We start from the raw sequence: 16,978 nt of genomic DNA, 5'->3' as shown, positions 1-16,978 counted from the left end.
ATGTGAGGAAGAAATGACTATTAATCAACATGCTGCCTTACCGAATATATTCTAAAAGGAAAAGAAAAAATAGAAAGGAGTGTAGTAAGCAAAAGGAGGGATAGTAGTATGGATGTGAAACGTGTGAAACAAATCTTATCTTCTTCAAGTAGAATTGACGTTACATATGAGGGCGTACCAGTATGGATTGAGAGCTGTGATGAGCAGAAGGGGAGTGCTCAAGTGTATGATGTATCTAATCCTGGTGAGAGCGTTCATGTGGACGTGACAGCTTTAGAGGAGAAATAATAAAAAAGACGCTTCTAATTTTAGAAGCGTCTTTTTTTATTCCATCATATGTGCAATTTTCTTAGAGAACATCAGAAGTACTAATCCCAGTACAATTACGATAATACCGATGCTTGCGAATACTTCTAAATATCCTAAAGATTGAGTGAAAGCGGCTAATTGTCCTGCTAATAAGTTTGCGAAGCCAGTACCAGCTAACCATACACCCATTAATAATGATGCTAATTTAACAGGAGCGATTGCACTTACCATAGATAATCCGATTGGTGATAAGAATAACTCACCGATTGTGTGGAACATGTAAGTGAATACAATGAATAGTAAATTTGCTTTCATTGTAATGTTACCTTCATCGCTACCAGTTTTTAAAACAGCTAAAGTTAGAACTAAATATCCAATCCCTAGTAAAATCATGCCTAATGCCATTTTTGTTGGGATTTTCAAATCACCATTTTTTGTTTTTGAAAGCTTAATCCATAACGCAGAAACAGGTAATGCTAGTAAGATAATGAATAGTGGGTTTACAGATTGGAACCAAGGTGTTGGAATTGTAAATCCACCGATTGTACGATCTACGAACTTATCTGTGTAAAGTGTTAAAGAACTACCAGCTTGCTCAAATCCTGCCCAGAAGAATACTACGAAACAAGTTAAAATTAAAATTGCAGCAGTACGTTTTTTCTCTTGTGTTGTTAAAGGTTTTTTCTCAATTGCTTTTGCATTTTTTTCTTTAGATTGTTTACCTACAACAGTTGTTCCGATAGACCCTAAGTAACGAGGTGCTAAGAAATTAAAGGCAAGCTGCCCAATAATCATACCGATACAAGCTGTTAAGAAACCGTATCTATAATCTGCGAAGTAACCGCAAATGAATGGAGCGATAAGAGCTCCTAAGTTAATCCCCATGTAGAAGATAGTGAAGGCACTATCACGACGAGAATCATTTTCGCTATATAATTGACCTAATAAAGTCGAAATATTTGGTTTGAAGAATCCGTTACCAATAACTAATAATCCTAATCCTAAGAAAAGTCCAGTTTTTGTGTTCATTGAGAATAATACAAAGTTACCAATTGCCATGATGATACCACCAATAGTAATGGCATGTCGCTTCGTAATGAAATGGTCAGTTAACCAACCACCAATAATAGGTGTGAAATATACAAGCATTGTGAAAATACCGTAAATTTGAACTGCAACTGCTTTATCAAATCCTAAACCGCCGCTTACTAAGCTCGTTGTTAAATAAAGAACTAATAAGCCACGCATTCCGTAATAACTAAATCTTTCCCACGCCTCTGTAAAGAACAACAAGTATAACCCTGGTGGATGTTTTTTTGGTGATTGTTGCTCTCCAGCTTTGTCTAATTTTAAAGCTGCATCCATTTTTGTTTCCCCCTAATCCTGTATAACGGATATTTATGTAATCATTTTAATTTACAAAATATTTAGAAGTCAATAGAATTATATGGAAATAGAAAGAAAATTTCTAAAAAAGTTCTATTTTTCTTCAACCGTTACTGTATTTTGCCCTGAAAACGAGATGATAAGCGTTTTCAAATGTAATAATTGAATTCTAAAAGAAAATAAAATAGTGATTAATCAGAAAATTTAGATTGAAAAAATATTCTGATATAAAGAAAATATACTCTATTTACTTTTATAATATAACATATTGGGAATAAAAATACAAAACGAAATAATGTGACATTTAAGTGAATTGAAAAATAACCAGCTCCATAGAAGGGAGCTGGTTAAGGAAATATTATTTAACAAAGCGCTTTTCGATGTCATCTAGTAATAGGTTAGCAGCCATTACACCGCCAGCTGTATTCCAAATAACATCGTCGACTTTGTATGCTTTACCATTCTTTACGGCATTTAAATTTTTAAATAGAGGATCGTTTATATATTCTTTTTCTAGTTCAGATCCTTTTTTCTCATTTCCTTTATCGAATGTGAAGTAGAATAATACGTCACCATCCATAGCAGAAATACGCTCTTTAGATACGTTACGCTCTGCAAAATCATCTTTATTTTGATCTCCAGGACGTTTAAATCCAAGTTCTTTTAAAATAACACCAGAGAATGTATCGCCATGATAAATACGAACATCACCAGGCATGAAACGAACCATAGAGATTTCTTGATTTACTTTATCGCCAAGTTTGCCTTTTAAATCTTTCATACGTGATTCGTAATCAGCTACAACTTTTTGACCTTCTTTTTCTTTATTTAATGCTTTTGCATAAAATTTGAAGTTATCTTTCCATTCACCACGTAATGTTTCTGAGAACACAGTAGGTGCAATTGCTTTTAGTTGTTCGTACACTTTTTCGTGGCGCATTTTATTACCGATAATTAAGTCTGGTTTTAAAGAAGCGATTGTTTCAACGTTAACTTGTCCTTCATCACCAACAACTTTTACATCTTTCATTTTATCCTTAATATGTGGATACCATGGGTCACCAGTCCAAGACTTTACAGCACCAACTGGTTTCACACCTAATTCAAGTAAAGCTTCAGTTCCTTCATTTGTTAAGATAACTACACGTTTTGGATTAGCAGGAACTTCTGTTTTACCCATTGCATGTTCTACAGTAACCACTTCTTTTTTAGTATCTTCTTTTGGAGATTCTTCTTTGTTATTTGATTTTCCACAAGCGCTTAAAAGCATTGAAAATGCTAGTAAAAATACAAATACTGTAAACGATTTCTTCCGCATGAAATTCATTATGTACCCCCTATATGTTGAGAATATTTTTCAATAGCAAGCATGATATTAAGCCTTTATCTTTTAATTGTCAATATATATGGGTGAAAATAATTCTCATTTCCGTTGACAATGAGAATTAAGTTGAAATACACTAACAACGTATCATTATACATTGAAGGGGAAACGCTGCATGTTATTAAAAACAAATCGAGCAAAATGGACTGGATTATTTGTTGGAATCATTGCAGTCGTCATTTGTATTTGGGGAAGTATTATTTTCGGATATACAAATACGAGTTGGAAACTAGCATTGGATGCTTTTTTCCATTTTAACGGTTCCAATGAACATATTATTATTGAAAATGTACGTCTGCCTAGGGCGTTAATTGCAGCTAGTGTTGGTGCTAGTTTAGCCATTGCTGGTTGTCTTATGCAAACTTTAACGAAGAATCCACTTGCTTCTCCAGATTTTATTGGATTAAATTCAGGTGCTGCGTTCTTCATAGTTGTAGCAATTGTAATCTTTTCCGTGACATCATTATCAGCTTTCACATGGATTGCTTTTTTAGGAGCGGCGGTTGCAGCTGTACTTGTATTTGCTTCTAGTTCTTTAGGAAAAGAAGGGACTACTCCTCTTAAGTTAACGTTAGCAGGGGTCGCAATTAGTGCGTTATTTTCATCATTAACACAAGGATTACTTGTGTTAAATGAAAAAGCACTTGAAGAGGTATTATTTTGGCTTGCTGGATCTGTGCAAGGGAGAAAGTTAGAAATTTTACAATCTGTATTCCCGTATTTATTAATAGGATGGATTGCATCTCTTATGATGGCAGGGAAAGTAAATACATTGATGATGGGAGAAGACGTCGCGAAAGGACTTGGACAACGAACAATTTTAATGAAATCGTTCGTGTTACTTATTATTGTACTGTTGTCTGGTGGTTCAGTTGCGGTTGCTGGCCCAATTGGATTTATTGGAATTATTACTCCGCATTTTGCTAGATTTCTTGTTGGAGTTGACCACAGATGGAGAGTGCCCTATAGCGGATTGTTAGGTGCAATACTACTAATATTGGCTGATATAGCAGCAAGATATGTCATTATGCCACAAGAAGTACCAGTGGGAGTTATGACAGCATTTATTGGAGCACCGTTCTTTATTTATATTGCACGTAAGAGAGGGCTTAGCAAATGAAGAAATATATTCCGTTTCGTATAGGAAAAGGCGAGCTCTCGTTTTTAATGTATAAACGAGCTTGTCTCGTCTTGTTAAGTTTACTAGTTGTTTTAATAGGATTATTCTTTGCGAGCGCAGGTATGGGAGACATGAAAATTGCTCCTTATGACGTATGGCAAGCAATTACCGGAAATGGCGATGCGATGTCTAACATGGTTGTAAATAAGTTTCGTATGCCACGTATTTTAATTGCTATCCTTGTAGGAATTGCGCTTGCGGTAGCGGGCTGTATTTTACAAGGGCTCGTTCGAAATCCACTTGCTTCTCCTGATATCATCGGGATTACGGGCGGGGCAAGTGTCGCAGTTGTATTATTTTTAGCGCTATTTAGTGATAAAAATAATGCACTAACGGTAAGTATTCATTATATGCCGCTCGCAGCTTTTGCAGGAGCAACGATTGTAGCGGTTTTTGTATACTTATTTGCATGGAAAAATGATGGATTATCACCAATTAGTCTCGTTTTAATTGGTGTTGGATTTTGGGCATTAACGAAGGCGGCAACGACTTTGTTTATGTTATTAGCACCAATTTATCAAGCGAGTCAAGCGAATGTATGGATTACAGGTACCGTTTACGGATCTTCTTGGCAAAATGTTATGGTACTTGCGCCTTGGGTTCTCATTTTAACAGTAATATCATTTATCGCAGCTAGGCATTTAAATGCACAAGAGCTAGGGGATGATATAGCGGTAGGACTTGGGGTTCCTTTAACAAAGTCGCGTGTATTTATGTTATTACTTAGTACAGCTTTAATTGGTGGTGCGGTAGCTTTTGCCGGAGGGATTGGATTTGTCGGTTTAATGGCACCACATATTTCACGAAGATTAGTTGGTTCTTTATACGGTGCATTACTCCCAGTTGCAGCTATTGTCGGTGCAATTCTAGTACTTGCTGCAGATTTAATAGGGCGTACAATTTTCACACCACTTGAAATTCCAGCAGGGGTATTTACATCAGCAATTGGTGCACCTTATTTTATTTATTTACTTTATAAAAGTCGGAATTCATAAAGGGAGATGAATATGCAAAAAGCATTGGAGACGAAACGCTTGACGTTGTCTTATGGTGAAACAATTATTATTGATGAGCTGAACTTAGAAATTCCAAAAGGAGAAATTACAATTTTTATTGGTTCTAACGGTTGCGGGAAATCAACTTTATTACGTTCACTAGCCAGATTATTAAAGCCAACAAATGGTGATATTTTGTTAGATAATCAAGCAATTCAAAGTATGCAAACGAAGCAAATTGCTCGTCAAATGGCGATTTTACCGCAAGGACCACAAGCACCAGAAGGACTTACAGTATTACAACTTGTAAAGCAAGGGCGTTATCCATATCAAACATGGCTGAAGCAATGGTCAGAAAAAGACGAGGAAATGGTACAGAAGGCACTTGCAGCAACAGGTATGACAGAATTTGCTGAGCGAGATGTGCATGCCCTTTCAGGTGGACAACGTCAACGTGCTTGGATCGCAATGACACTTGCACAAGATACAGATATTATTTTACTGGATGAGCCAACTACATACTTAGATATGACTCACCAAATTGAAGTGCTAGATTTATTATTCGAATTAAATGAAACAGAACAAAGAACAATTGTTATGGTATTACATGATCTAAATTTGGCATGCCGCTATGCAGATAACATTGTAGCAATTCAAGATAAACAAATATATGCACAAGGTAAACCTGAAGAAGTGGTAGATGAGAAACTAGTACGTGATGTATTCCGAATGGAGTGTCAAATTAGTACGGATCCGTTGTTTGGAACACCACTTTGTATCCCGCACGGAAGAGGAAGACGTGTAGTTAAAGAAGTTGCCCAGGCAATGAGATAAAAAAACGATGAGTGATTCATCGTTTTTTTTTATTTTGTACAAGAAAATAAGAGAAAGAGAGGAATTCGTAAGCGACGTTTATACTCTTCTTCATTTTGAAAATAGGTTGAATTTGGTGTAGCTTCTTTTAATGATGTAATGGTAAATCCAGCTTGCTGTAATAATGTGAAATACTGTTCCGTTGTACGATGATATTTAATAACTTCTTGGTCAATCCATGGTTCAACCCGTTTGCCTAGTTTAAAGTAATCATCGACGAGCCAACTCGTTCTTTTACCACTTGTTTGTAAGCTTTCAAACGAAGAAGTAATTACGGGATGTTGAACGCTAAAGGTAAAGGTGCCATTTGTTTTTAAAGTTTGAAACACTTTTTGAAAAATGGTATCAAGATGTTCAATATAATGTAAGGCGAGTCTAGATGTTACTAAATCAAAAGTGGAAGAGGGGTAGGTATAATCTTTGAGGTTTAAAAAATGAACAGATCCATTTTTATTTTCTAGTTGTTTTTTAGCTTTTTCATACATAAGTTCGGAGCCTTCAATGCCGGTGTAAGAGTGGCATCCCTTTTCTAATAATTCCGCGCCAAACTTAGCGTCACCACAGCCTAAATCGAGAATTTGTTTTCCTTGTACATGACCAATGAGCTGAAAGAATACTGGTTTTTCAATGGATTCATTTGGGCTATTTTCTCGGTATCTTCGTTTCATATATTGTTCGAAAAATGCTGTGTTATTGTATACATCAGATTCTGTAAATGCCATGTTTGAAACCTCCCGAAATATTTTTTTAATTCTATCAAATATGAAAAGTAAATGATAGATTTATTGTAATGAATCATATATAATCTAAAATTGTAAGCGGTTACTTTAAACTATTTTTCTATAATAAATTCTGAAAACGTGTTAAGCTAGTAGAGGGATTATTGGAACTATTAAGACAATAATTCGCTTACATGAACGATGGGAGGCTTCACGATGTCTAGTAAAACACTTGCGAAATTTTTAGAAGAAAATTTAGAGGATTTAAAATCAAAGGGGCTTTATAACGTAATTGATCCGCTTGAGAGTTCAAATGGACCGATCATTACAATTGGCGGAAAAGAATATATTAACTTATCTTCAAACAACTATCTTGGATTAGCAACAGATAGCCGTTTGCAAGAAGCAGCAATTGGTGCAATTCATAAGTACGGTGTTGGGGCAGGAGCTGTTCGTACAATTAACGGTACTTTAGATTTGCATATTAAATTAGAAGAGACAATTGCAAAGTTTAAACATACAGAAGCAGCAATTGCTTACCAATCAGGATTTAACTGTAATATGGCAGCGATTTCAGCCGTTATGGATAAAAATGATGCAATTCTTTCAGACGAATTAAACCATGCTTCTATTATTGATGGTAGTCGTCTATCAAAAGCAAAAATTATTGTTTATAAACATTCGGATATGGAAGATTTACGCCAAAAAGCAATCGCGGCGAAAGAATCAGGTCTTTACAATAAATTAATGGTAATTACAGACGGTGTCTTCTCAATGGACGGAGATGTTGCGAAATTACCAGAAATTGTTGAGATTGCAGAAGAATTAGATTTAATGACATATGTAGACGATGCACACGGTTCAGGCGTACTTGGAAAAGGTGCAGGAACTGTAAAGCACTTCGGTCTATCTGATAAAGTTGATTTCCAAATTGGTACATTATCAAAAGCAATTGGGGTAATTGGTGGATATGTAGCAGGGAAACAAAACTTAATTGACTGGTTAAAAGTTCGTTCACGTCCATTCTTATTCTCTACAGCATTAACACCAGCTGATGCAGCTGCATGTATGCGATCCATTGAAATTTTAATGGAAAGCACAGAGCTACATGATCGTTTATGGGAAAATGGCCGCTACTTGAAACAAGGATTAAAAGAACTTGGCTTTAACATTGGGGAAAGTGAAACGCCAATTACACCTTGTATTATTGGTGACGAAGTGTTAACACAAGAGTTTAGTAAACGTCTAAATGAGGAAGGCGTATACGCAAAATCTATCGTGTTCCCAACTGTAGCTAAAGGAACAGGTCGTGTTCGTAATATGCCTACAGCAGCTCATACGAAAGAAATGTTAGATGAAGCAATTCGTAAGTATGAAAAAGTAGGAAAAGAAATGGGCATCATTTAAGTAACGACATCTTTTGAATAGCTTGCAAATGAGGAGTGGGGAAAATGAAAAAAATTCTAGTAACCGGTTCTTTAGGGCAAATTGGTTCTGAATTAGTAATGAAACTTCGTGATGTATACGGCGCATCAAATGTTATTGCAACAGATATTCGTGAAACAGATAGTGAAGTAGTAACATCTGGTCCATTTGAAACGTTAGATGTAACAGATGGACAAAAACTACATGATATCGCAAAGCGTAATGAAGTAGATACAATTATTCATTTAGCAGCTTTACTTTCAGCAACAGCAGAAAAAAATCCGTTATTTGCATGGAATTTAAATATGGGTGGACTTGTAAATGCATTAGAAGCAGCTCGTGAATTAAACTGTAAGTTCTTCACGCCAAGTTCTATCGGTGCATTCGGTCCATCGACGCCAAAAGATAATACACCGCAAGATACAATTCAGCGTCCTACTACGATGTATGGGGTGAACAAAGTAGCAGGAGAATTACTATGTGATTATTATCATCAAAAGTTTGGCGTAGATACGCGCGGTGTCCGTTTCCCAGGTTTAATTTCTTACGTAGCTCCTCCAGGAGGCGGAACGACTGATTATGCAGTTGAAATTTATTATGAGGCGATTAAAAAAGGTGCATACACCTCATACATTGCTGAAGGAACATATATGGACATGATGTATATGCCTGATGCTTTACAAGCAATCATTTCATTAATGGAAGCTGATTCAAGTAAGCTAGTGCATAGAAATGCATTTAACATTACAGCAATGAGCTTCGAGCCAGAGCAAATTGCAGCGTCAATTCGTAAACACATTCCGACGTTTACAATGGATTATGCAGTAGATCCAGCTCGTCAAACAATCGCTGATAGCTGGCCAAACTCTATTGACGCAACTGCAGCAATGAAAGAGTGGGGCTTTAAAGCAGAATACGATTTAGACAAAATGACAACTGACATGCTGGATAAGTTAAAAAAAAAGCTCACAGCTGGGTTAGTGATGAATTAATAGGAAGGGTCGATTCTTAGGAATCGGCTCTTCATCATTTTGGGAGGGAGAGAAGTCTTGTGCAAAGAGTTGACGTTGTATATGCACTAATACATGACGAAGAAACAGATAAAATATTAATGGTACATAATGTAGAACAAAATGTTTGGTCATTGCCAGGCGGGGCTGTGGAAAAAGGTGAAATATTAGAGGAAGCACTAATAAGAGAAGTGAAAGAAGAGACAGGTTTAACTGCTACGTTAGGTGGACTTGTTGCGATCAATGAAAAATTCTTTGAAGAATCAGGGAATCATGCACTATTTTTTACATTCCGAGCGAATGTAGTAAAAGGTGAACTTATTGCGGAAGATGAAGGTGAAATTTCTGCAATAGAGTGGGTGGATCGAAAAATTGCGAATGAGCGTTTCCCATACTATGACGCAGGATTTGAATCTTTATTAGAAGTAGCCATTCCGTACAAGTTTCAACCAGAAACAAAGTAATTGAACGAAAAAATAGGAGCCACAAGGCTCCTATTTTCTATTCAATCGTCTTCAGTAATAGTTTTTTCAGCAATGGTTTAATCTTCAATCGTAAATCTTCAGCATGATTTGCAACTAAGAAGTGATGGTTATAAATGTTTTTCATCAATTGATAAGTTGCTTCTTTCGCTTCGCCTTCTTCGATGAAGATACCGATTACTTCCATACCACTTTTACGCGCGAGTTTAACAGCTTCATGCGTATCTAAAATTCCGTCTTGTTGATAGTCTAGCGCAGAAGGCTCACCGTCTGTGAAGACTAGTAAGAATTTATGTTTCTCAGGTCTTTTGGCAAGTTTTTCAGAAACGATACGAATAATATATCCGTCGCGGTTATCTTCTTCTTCACGAAGTTGCATAATTTCTGGACCAACGTTTGGTAACGTTGAGTTTTTATAATTTACAACTTCATGGATAACGTTTGGTTTATCTTCAGGTTTAGCGCTAGAGGCATCTTCCCAAAATCCGCTAATAGCGTGTGGGATTTTTAAAGATTTTAAAGCTTCATGGAATAGTACAACACTCTTCTTCGTTTCTTCCATTTTGTTATACATAGAACCAGAACAGTCAACTAACAGTTGGAATGCAACATCGAGTTCTTGTGACTCTTGTCCTTTTTTATAAAACATACGCGGTTGTTTTTCGGTATAAATACGAAGGAATTTCTTACGAAGTCTTCCGTAATATTTATCGCTATTCGCATTCGTTTTATTTTCAATTGTTTTTTCGATAATTTTCTTTAATTCTTTTACATCTTTATTAACGACTGATTTGATAGCTTGGTAATCTTTTTTCTCATCTGAGTTTGGTTTGCGAGCTTCTTTAAATGTATGAGAAGCACCTACATTATACTTACCGTATGCACCGTCGTGCTGGCTAGAAGCGTGTGAAGCCCTTGCTTCTTCTGTATCAGCGCCATCAAAGTTGGATTGTGTACTTTTTTGTGAAGTACCTTGTACAGAACCAAGTGCTTGGTCGCCATCTTCTGATTCACGGGCAGTATCACCCATCATATTAGTTTTTGTTCCGCTTTCTAATTCAAAGCGTAAAAAGTTCTCGTTTTCGTTATTTTTATTTTCACGATGCCATGTGGAGAAACTTTCATCCATTTTGTTTTTATTTTCATCGTCATCTATAAGCTGCGTATCATCATTTGCTAAATCTTCGACGCGACAGTTCTTTTCGTCTGCAAGGACAGATAAGTAAAGTGGAGCATGTCCGAAATAGTTGTTAAGCATATCACTTTCAAGAAGCGCCTCTAAGCGATAGCGAATTTTCTCAACGATATACATAATATCTTCTGTGTTACGTGCTTGGAATGTTTCATGTAAAATCGCTTCAATTTGCTCAAAATATTCATTATTAAACATTTCATATTTATCGCTCGTTAATGAAAGATAGCATAGGCAAAATAGACGATCACCGTGATAATTACGAACGCGGTTTATTTCATTTTGAGAGCCGAAATAGTTGCGGTACATTTCTTTTCGACGTTTAAAAACATGCTTCGTGCCAGGACGTAAGTTCTTTACGATTTCCTCAACGCGTAAATCTTCTAATAGAACAAATAATTGTGTTAAAAACTTTTTTAGGGGCGATTCTTGCAATTCAATCGCATAAGAACGAATTAAAGTCATGTCCGAGTAATGTTTATTACCAAGTGCTTTTAAGAACACTTCGCTTTTTAATCCGATTACTGTATCTTCTTCTTTTCGATCATCCCAAAAGTGACTAATGACAACTTTCTTTTCAATTTCGTCGTAGTATGCTTTATAGCCATATTCAAGATAGGCATCGTCTTCTTTTAGAAGGGCATACATTAAATTTTCCATTTGTAGAAACAGCGACGCATCAATTTTTTTGTCACTAAAAATTTGTCTCATAAATTATCCCTCAAAGAAATAACTTTCTGCTAATTCACGGACAGTCATTTGTTCTGTTTCATCATTAAGTTTTGCAATTATGCTTCGTTCAATCGCTCGCATAACAGGAATATATACACCTAAATCACATGCGTCGATAATACCACGAATACTTGCTGCTTCTTCACTTACACGTCCATCGCGAGCTAAAGGCATAAGGTCGCTTGCAAATGCAACAAACTTTTCAATTGTTGCAACATCATTTAATTTTGATTCTGCTAATAATAGTTCTTTTAATGTGTCACCTTGAATGTAAGGAACTTCAATAATAACGAAACGGTTTTTTAATGCTTCATTTAGCTCACTTGTTCCAACGTAACCTTCGTTAATCGCAGCAATTACACGGTATTCGTCATCACCGAATACAACCTCTTGTGTAAATGGGTTTGTAATCATTTTACGGTAATCTAATGCGCCGTGAAGTAGCGGTAAAGTTTCAGGTTTTGCCATATTGATTTCGTCAATATATAGGAAGTGACCGTTCTTCATTGCTTTCATAAGAGGACCGTTAACGAATGAAACTTCAGATGCACCATCTTTCGTTTGTAGTGTGTTGTATCCTAAAATACCCTCTACATCTAAGTCGACAGAGCAGTTAATGCTATGCATTGGTTTTTGGAATAAAGAAGAAAGAGTTTCCGCTAGTACTGTTTTACCACTACCAGTCGGTCCTTTTAATAGAATGTTCTTGCCAAGAAGAAGTGCTGTAATTGCATCTTCAATAATGCTATTATCAGACGCTTTATATATTTTTGTTCCGATTAAATGTGCATTTTCACCAGCTTCTTGTTTATTCTTTTCATGAATCGTAGAAAGCTGTTGTTTTAAATCAGCATGTATATGAAATTGTTCTAACATGTATTTCCCACCTAACATTATTTTCATAAAGTAATACATCTTATGATAACTTGTTTTAATATGGTATGCAAAGAAAAGGAAGGAGGATAAAGGGAAAAGAAAAAGCAATCAAGATGAAGTTGATTGCCTACAGTAAAGGAGAAATGAGCCTCATGAAAGACTCCAATATGCGTTTTTTTATACTTCTTTTTTGGAAAGAGTTCCATTTAATTTCAGTTGAATGTTTAAAATCTTCTTCAAAATCACGTTTAATATCGTGAACTGTTTTTGATTCATAAAGTACGCTAATAATTTCGTAATTCAATTCAAAGCTACGTACATCCATGTTCGCTGTTCCAATAGTTGCAATTGTATCATCAACGAGTACAATTTTTGCATGCATAAAACCATCTTTATAACTGTAAATAGAAGCACCAGCTTTTAAAAGCGGAGTGAAATAGGATTGAGATGCTTGATCACTAATGATGCTATCACTTTTACCTGGATATAAAATCCGTACATCTATTCCGGCAATTGCACTTAAGCGTAATAATGTTAAAGTTTCTTGATCTGGAATAAAGTAGGGGGTAGCGATCCAAATGGATTTTTTTGCAGAGCCCATAACAGCTAATAATGTATTACGAATACTTTTATCATCGGAGCTTGGTCCACTTGCTACGATTTGAACAGCACCTTCTGCATTTGAAATCTCTTTACCTGGGAAGTATTGTCTATTCATGAATTGATCCCAGGAATAAGTATTTAAACCACTAGAGGCATAGAGCCAGTCTTCTAGAAAGATTGCTTGTAATTTATATAATGCTTTTCCTTCTATCTTTAAATGACTATCACGCCAAACAGGAAATTTCTTGGAACGGCCAAGATATTCATCACCGACGTTGAGTCCTCCGGTAAAACCAATTTTTCCATCTACAATAACGATTTTTCGATGGTTACGATAATTGACCGTTTCAAGTAACCAAGCTGAAAAAATAGGGTCAAATTCTACTATTTCAATCCCAGCTTCTTTCATAGGTTGCAAAAATCGTCTTCTTAACGTATTACTTCCAAGACCATCATAAAGGAAACGTACAATAACACCATCTTTTGCTTTTTGTATTAAAGCATCTCGAACTTTTGTACCAATTTCATCAGATTTATAAATGTAGTATTGAATATGTATATGATGTTTTGCCTGATCTATAGCTCGCAAAATTTCTGAAAATGTTTGATCTCCGTTTGTTAAAAGTTTTGTAGTTGTTCTATCTGCGACAGGACCGCCTCCAAATTTTTGTATGACTTCTGTTAAATGTATGGAACGTTCATTTAGTGGGACTGTGAGTAATAACTCTAGTCTTCTTCCTTCTAATATTTCACGGAATAATTTTCTTTGTTCTTCTGAACGATGGAGATGTTTTTTTCTTCTCCAGCGGCTGCGCCCGAAAATAGCGTATAAAAGCACACCTATAATAGGAAGAAGTGCTAATACTAAAAACCACGCTAATGTACTTTGTGGAGATCTATTTTCTATAAAAATAACGAATGAAATTCCTACGATTGTGATGGACCATAGGGCACCGACAAATGTATATAACGAAATATACGATGTATTTAATAGGAACAGAACGATAGATACAATTATAAATATTAATAGTAATTGAACGATAGGCTTCTTCATTTCTATATAATTCCCCTAATCTTTTTTCAATATAGACTTCTTAAATAGAAGATGTAATATGACATCTTTATTATAAGGTGTTTTGCTTTTTTTACAAAATATAGACATTTCACCTATACTTTCCGCATTTGTCCTACATACAGTGTACTATCCCATTTTTTATCCCACTCTTAACGCATATGAAAATGAAAAAATCGAAAAGGAGCGGAGAAGCATGAATTATATAGAAAATAATGGATTTTATTATCGAAATCATCATCATGGAGGACACAATCATGGTGGGCACAATCATAACGGCGGACATCATCACTATGATCACCATCATCATCACGGAGGCGGATGGGGCTGGGGTGGTGGTAGTTCATGGGGAGGCGGATTTTTCCCTGGAAGCTTTGCAGGAGGAGTGTTAGGCGGACTGACAGCTGGTGCATTAACAGGTGCAACAAGTGGAGGATATTATCCAGCTCCATATCCAGTAGCTTATCCATCACCATACCCTGTAACGTATCCAATGCCATACCCAGGTTATCAGCAAATACCATATTCGTATTAAACTAAAAAAGAGGCTATCCTCTTTTTTAGTTTAATACGGTATTTATTTATAAAATACTTCCAAAATTAAGGTGAAAATATGTTAATATTTTGTTATTGTAATTCAAAAACATATACATTGATATAGAGTTTTATATTATTATTCGTGAATAGTTATGTAGTATGGTCTAATTTCTATTTCGTTATTAAAAACAAAGAGATCAGATGTGAGTGGTATTAGTTGGAAACAAGGCTTGCATAGAGCCACTTAAAGAGATTGCAGTATAATAAGGCGCGAAATCATTAGGGAGATGAGAAGCTACTAGTTATAATTGGAACGGTATAATATTGCTTTTTATTACAAATAATATTATGTTATTTTAATCGGTCTATTTAAAAAGATAATTTATGTAATGGGCTAGTATTAGAAAATGAAATATCTCTATTTCTATGAAGAGAAACAGGTTGTGTTTTAGTCAGATAGAAGCAAGGAGAGATGCGCATGCTAGAACAGAGAGGTCATGCATTATATGACTCTTCATTGCGAGATTTAAAGTTAGCATTAGATGAGTCTTCAATTGTTGCAATTACAGATCGAAAAGGTCTTATTACATATGTAAATGATAAATTTTGTGAAATCTCTAAATACAAAAGAGAAGAATTAATTGGAAAAGATCACCGTATTTTAAATTCAGGACATCATCCAAAAAACTTTTTTCAAGAATTATGGAAACGTATTTTGAATGGGAAAGTATGGACAGGTGAGATTCGGAATCGAGCAAAAGATGGTACATATTATTGGGTCAAAACAACAATTGTTCCATTTTTAAATGAAAAAGGAGAGCCATACCAGTTTATCGCAATTCGAAATGATATTAGTAGTAGAAAAGAAGCGGAACATAGATTGCGGCTAAGTGAAAGTCGTTATAGGGAACTTGCCTATCATGATGCCTTAACGAGTTTGCCTAACCGTTTACAATTAATAACGACCGTTAATAAATTGATTGCAGATAAAAAAGAATTTGGTATGATTTACTTTGATTTGGATCGTTTTAAATTAGTAAATGATACATTAGGTCATATGATAGGGGATTTACTTTTAAGCGAAGTTGCTTCAAGGTTGCATTATGTACTAGGAGAGAAAGATGTTCTGGCTAGGCTAGGTGGCGACGAATTTGTGCTGTTAACAAAAAATCATAGACAAGATGATATGAGTCAGTTAGCGACATCTGTGTTGTCATGTTTTCAGGCACCATTTATGCTGGAAGGCCATGAAGTATACATTTCAGCTAGTCTAGGACTTTGTTCTTATCCACAAGACGGACAAGATGTGGAAACTTTATTGAAAAACTCTGACTTAGCTATGTATAGTGCAAAAGAACAGGGGAGAAACGCTGCATGTTTCTTTACAGATGAGCTACGTGCGAAAATAAATCGTAGAATGAAAGTTGAGTTTGCTTTGCAAAAGGCAATTCGTGACGAAGAGTTAGATGTAGCATTGCAGCCTATTATTGATTTGAAAACGAAGAGATATTCTGGTATAGAAGCTCTAGTACGTTGTATGACAGAAGACGGACCTATTTCACCAAGCGAATTTATCCCTGTAGCTGAAGAGTCTGGACTTATTATAAAGCTAGGAGACTGGGTATTAGAAAAATCATGTCGCTTGTTTAAAACATTGCCAAATTATCAAGAAGGACTAAAGTTATCTGTGAATTTATCTATACAACAATTAATGCAGAAACGTTTTATTTTGTCCGTACGTAGCATTTTAAAGAGAACTGGTTTTCCTCCGAACCGTTTAATATTAGAAATAACGGAAAGCATTGCAGTCCGCCATTTTGATTATATTATTGCTACATTACAAGAATTAAGAAATATGGGTGTTTTAATTGCTTTGGATGATTTCGGAACTGGCTATTCTTCCTTATATTATTTAAAACAACTACCACTGGATATTGTAAAAATTGATCGTAATTTTATTCGTGAATTTCATTATGATCACGCACAACCAGAACGAACGATTGTAAAATCCGTTATCGAAATTGCTCATAGTTTAAATTTAGCAGTAGTTGCTGAAGGAGTAGAAACAGTAGAGCAAGAGAGTTTGTTACAATCAATGAGCTGTGATTATGTACAGGGATTTTATTATGCGAAACCTTTATCTGTAGGAGAGCTAAAAGAAAAGTTAATTACAGATTTTTAATAAAAAAGAGAAGCCAGCAGC

15 protein-coding genes are annotated in these 16,978 nt (G+C 35.5%); 9 read left to right on the top strand and 6 right to left on the bottom strand.

The window, feature by feature from the left end:
* Positions 1-108: 108 nt before the first annotated feature.
* Positions 109-288, top strand: coding sequence for an acid-soluble spore protein H (locus F3I02_RS29285; protein WP_000382679.1), 180 nt, complete (start codon positions 109-111; stop codon positions 286-288).
* A gap of 36 nt (positions 289-324) precedes the next feature.
* Here the strand turns inward: F3I02_RS29285 and F3I02_RS29280 are convergent, their stop codons facing one another.
* Positions 325-1,674, bottom strand: coding sequence for a peptide MFS transporter (locus F3I02_RS29280; RefSeq protein ID WP_000338314.1), 1,350 nt, complete (start codon positions 1,672-1,674; stop codon positions 325-327).
* Positions 1,675-2,053: 379 nt separating this feature from the next.
* A complete protein-coding gene (locus F3I02_RS29275; protein WP_001010268.1) occupies positions 2,054-3,022 on the bottom strand; it encodes an ABC transporter substrate-binding protein in 969 nt (322 codons plus the stop codon).
* Between the two features lie 172 nt (positions 3,023-3,194).
* On the opposite strand from F3I02_RS29275, the gene F3I02_RS29270 reads away from it, so the two are divergent.
* From F3I02_RS29270 to F3I02_RS29260, 3 genes are read left to right on the top strand one after another with little or no spacing between them, the layout of a single operon-like run.
* Positions 3,195-4,199 (top strand): FecCD family ABC transporter permease, encoded by a 1,005-nt coding sequence (locus F3I02_RS29270; protein WP_196478677.1) that lies wholly within the window; start codon positions 3,195-3,197, stop codon positions 4,197-4,199.
* A complete protein-coding gene (locus F3I02_RS29265; protein ID WP_000760057.1) occupies positions 4,196-5,254 on the top strand; it encodes a FecCD family ABC transporter permease in 1,059 nt (352 codons plus the stop codon). The genes F3I02_RS29270 and F3I02_RS29265 overlap by 4 nt, the downstream gene beginning before the upstream one ends.
* Before the next feature lie 12 nt (positions 5,255-5,266).
* The gene (locus tag F3I02_RS29260; RefSeq protein WP_001167953.1) at positions 5,267-6,088 is read left to right on the top strand and encodes an ABC transporter ATP-binding protein; all 822 of its coding nucleotides are present in this window, start codon (positions 5,267-5,269) and stop codon (positions 6,086-6,088) included.
* A gap of 29 nt (positions 6,089-6,117) precedes the next feature.
* Here the strand turns inward: F3I02_RS29260 and F3I02_RS29255 are convergent, their stop codons facing one another.
* Positions 6,118-6,849 (bottom strand): class I SAM-dependent DNA methyltransferase, encoded by a 732-nt coding sequence (locus tag F3I02_RS29255; RefSeq protein WP_000885967.1) that lies wholly within the window; start codon positions 6,847-6,849, stop codon positions 6,118-6,120.
* Between the two features lie 213 nt (positions 6,850-7,062).
* On the opposite strand from F3I02_RS29255, the gene F3I02_RS29250 reads away from it, so the two are divergent.
* Genes F3I02_RS29250 through F3I02_RS29240 form a run of 3 tightly spaced genes read left to right on the top strand, consistent with a single transcriptional unit; the run spans position 7,063 to position 9,745 of the window.
* Positions 7,063-8,253 carry a glycine C-acetyltransferase gene (locus F3I02_RS29250; RefSeq protein WP_000095906.1) on the top strand — a complete coding sequence of 397 codons (1,191 nt, stop codon included), beginning with the start codon at positions 7,063-7,065 and terminating at the stop codon, positions 8,251-8,253.
* A 44-nt stretch (positions 8,254-8,297) separates the two neighbouring features.
* The gene (locus F3I02_RS29245; protein WP_046946739.1) at positions 8,298-9,263 is read left to right on the top strand and encodes an L-threonine 3-dehydrogenase; all 966 of its coding nucleotides are present in this window, start codon (positions 8,298-8,300) and stop codon (positions 9,261-9,263) included.
* Positions 9,264-9,322: 59 nt separating this feature from the next.
* Complete coding sequence (locus F3I02_RS29240; RefSeq protein WP_001189942.1) at positions 9,323-9,745, top strand: NUDIX hydrolase; 423 nt, start codon at positions 9,323-9,325, stop codon at positions 9,743-9,745.
* Positions 9,746-9,782: 37 nt separating this feature from the next.
* Here F3I02_RS29240 and F3I02_RS29235 read toward each other — a convergent pair whose 3' ends face one another.
* The 3 genes from F3I02_RS29235 to F3I02_RS29225 all read right to left on the bottom strand — a co-directional run bounded on the left by F3I02_RS29235 (position 9,783) and on the right by F3I02_RS29225 (position 14,220).
* On the bottom strand, positions 9,783-11,666 hold the full coding sequence (locus F3I02_RS29235; RefSeq protein ID WP_001248851.1) for a vWA domain-containing protein: 1,884 nt from the start codon (positions 11,664-11,666) through the stop codon (positions 9,783-9,785).
* A 3-nt stretch (positions 11,667-11,669) separates the two neighbouring features.
* A complete protein-coding gene (locus F3I02_RS29230; RefSeq protein ID WP_000892970.1) occupies positions 11,670-12,563 on the bottom strand; it encodes an ATP-binding protein in 894 nt (297 codons plus the stop codon).
* A gap of 127 nt (positions 12,564-12,690) precedes the next feature.
* Positions 12,691-14,220, bottom strand: coding sequence for a cardiolipin synthase (locus F3I02_RS29225; protein ID WP_000743015.1), 1,530 nt, complete (start codon positions 14,218-14,220; stop codon positions 12,691-12,693).
* Positions 14,221-14,434: 214 nt separating this feature from the next.
* Between F3I02_RS29225 and F3I02_RS29220 the strand changes: the two genes are divergently transcribed.
* Both F3I02_RS29220 and F3I02_RS29215 read left to right on the top strand, forming a co-directional pair.
* Entirely contained in the window at positions 14,435-14,773 is a 339-nt protein-coding gene (locus F3I02_RS29220) for a hypothetical protein (protein ID WP_001106370.1), read from the top strand.
* Positions 14,774-15,253: 480 nt separating this feature from the next.
* Positions 15,254-16,957 carry a putative bifunctional diguanylate cyclase/phosphodiesterase gene (locus tag F3I02_RS29215; protein WP_000893344.1) on the top strand — a complete coding sequence of 568 codons (1,704 nt, stop codon included), beginning with the start codon at positions 15,254-15,256 and terminating at the stop codon, positions 16,955-16,957.
* Positions 16,958-16,978: the final 21 nt, after the last annotated feature.

It is taken from the genome of Bacillus sp. SRB3LM (genome assembly GCF_015712745.1).
Taxonomy (GTDB): Bacteria; Bacillota; Bacilli; order Bacillales; family Bacillaceae_G; genus Bacillus_A; species Bacillus_A thuringiensis_K.
Note: the sequence above shows the minus strand (reverse complement) of the source record. Positions and strands in the feature narration are given on the sequence as shown.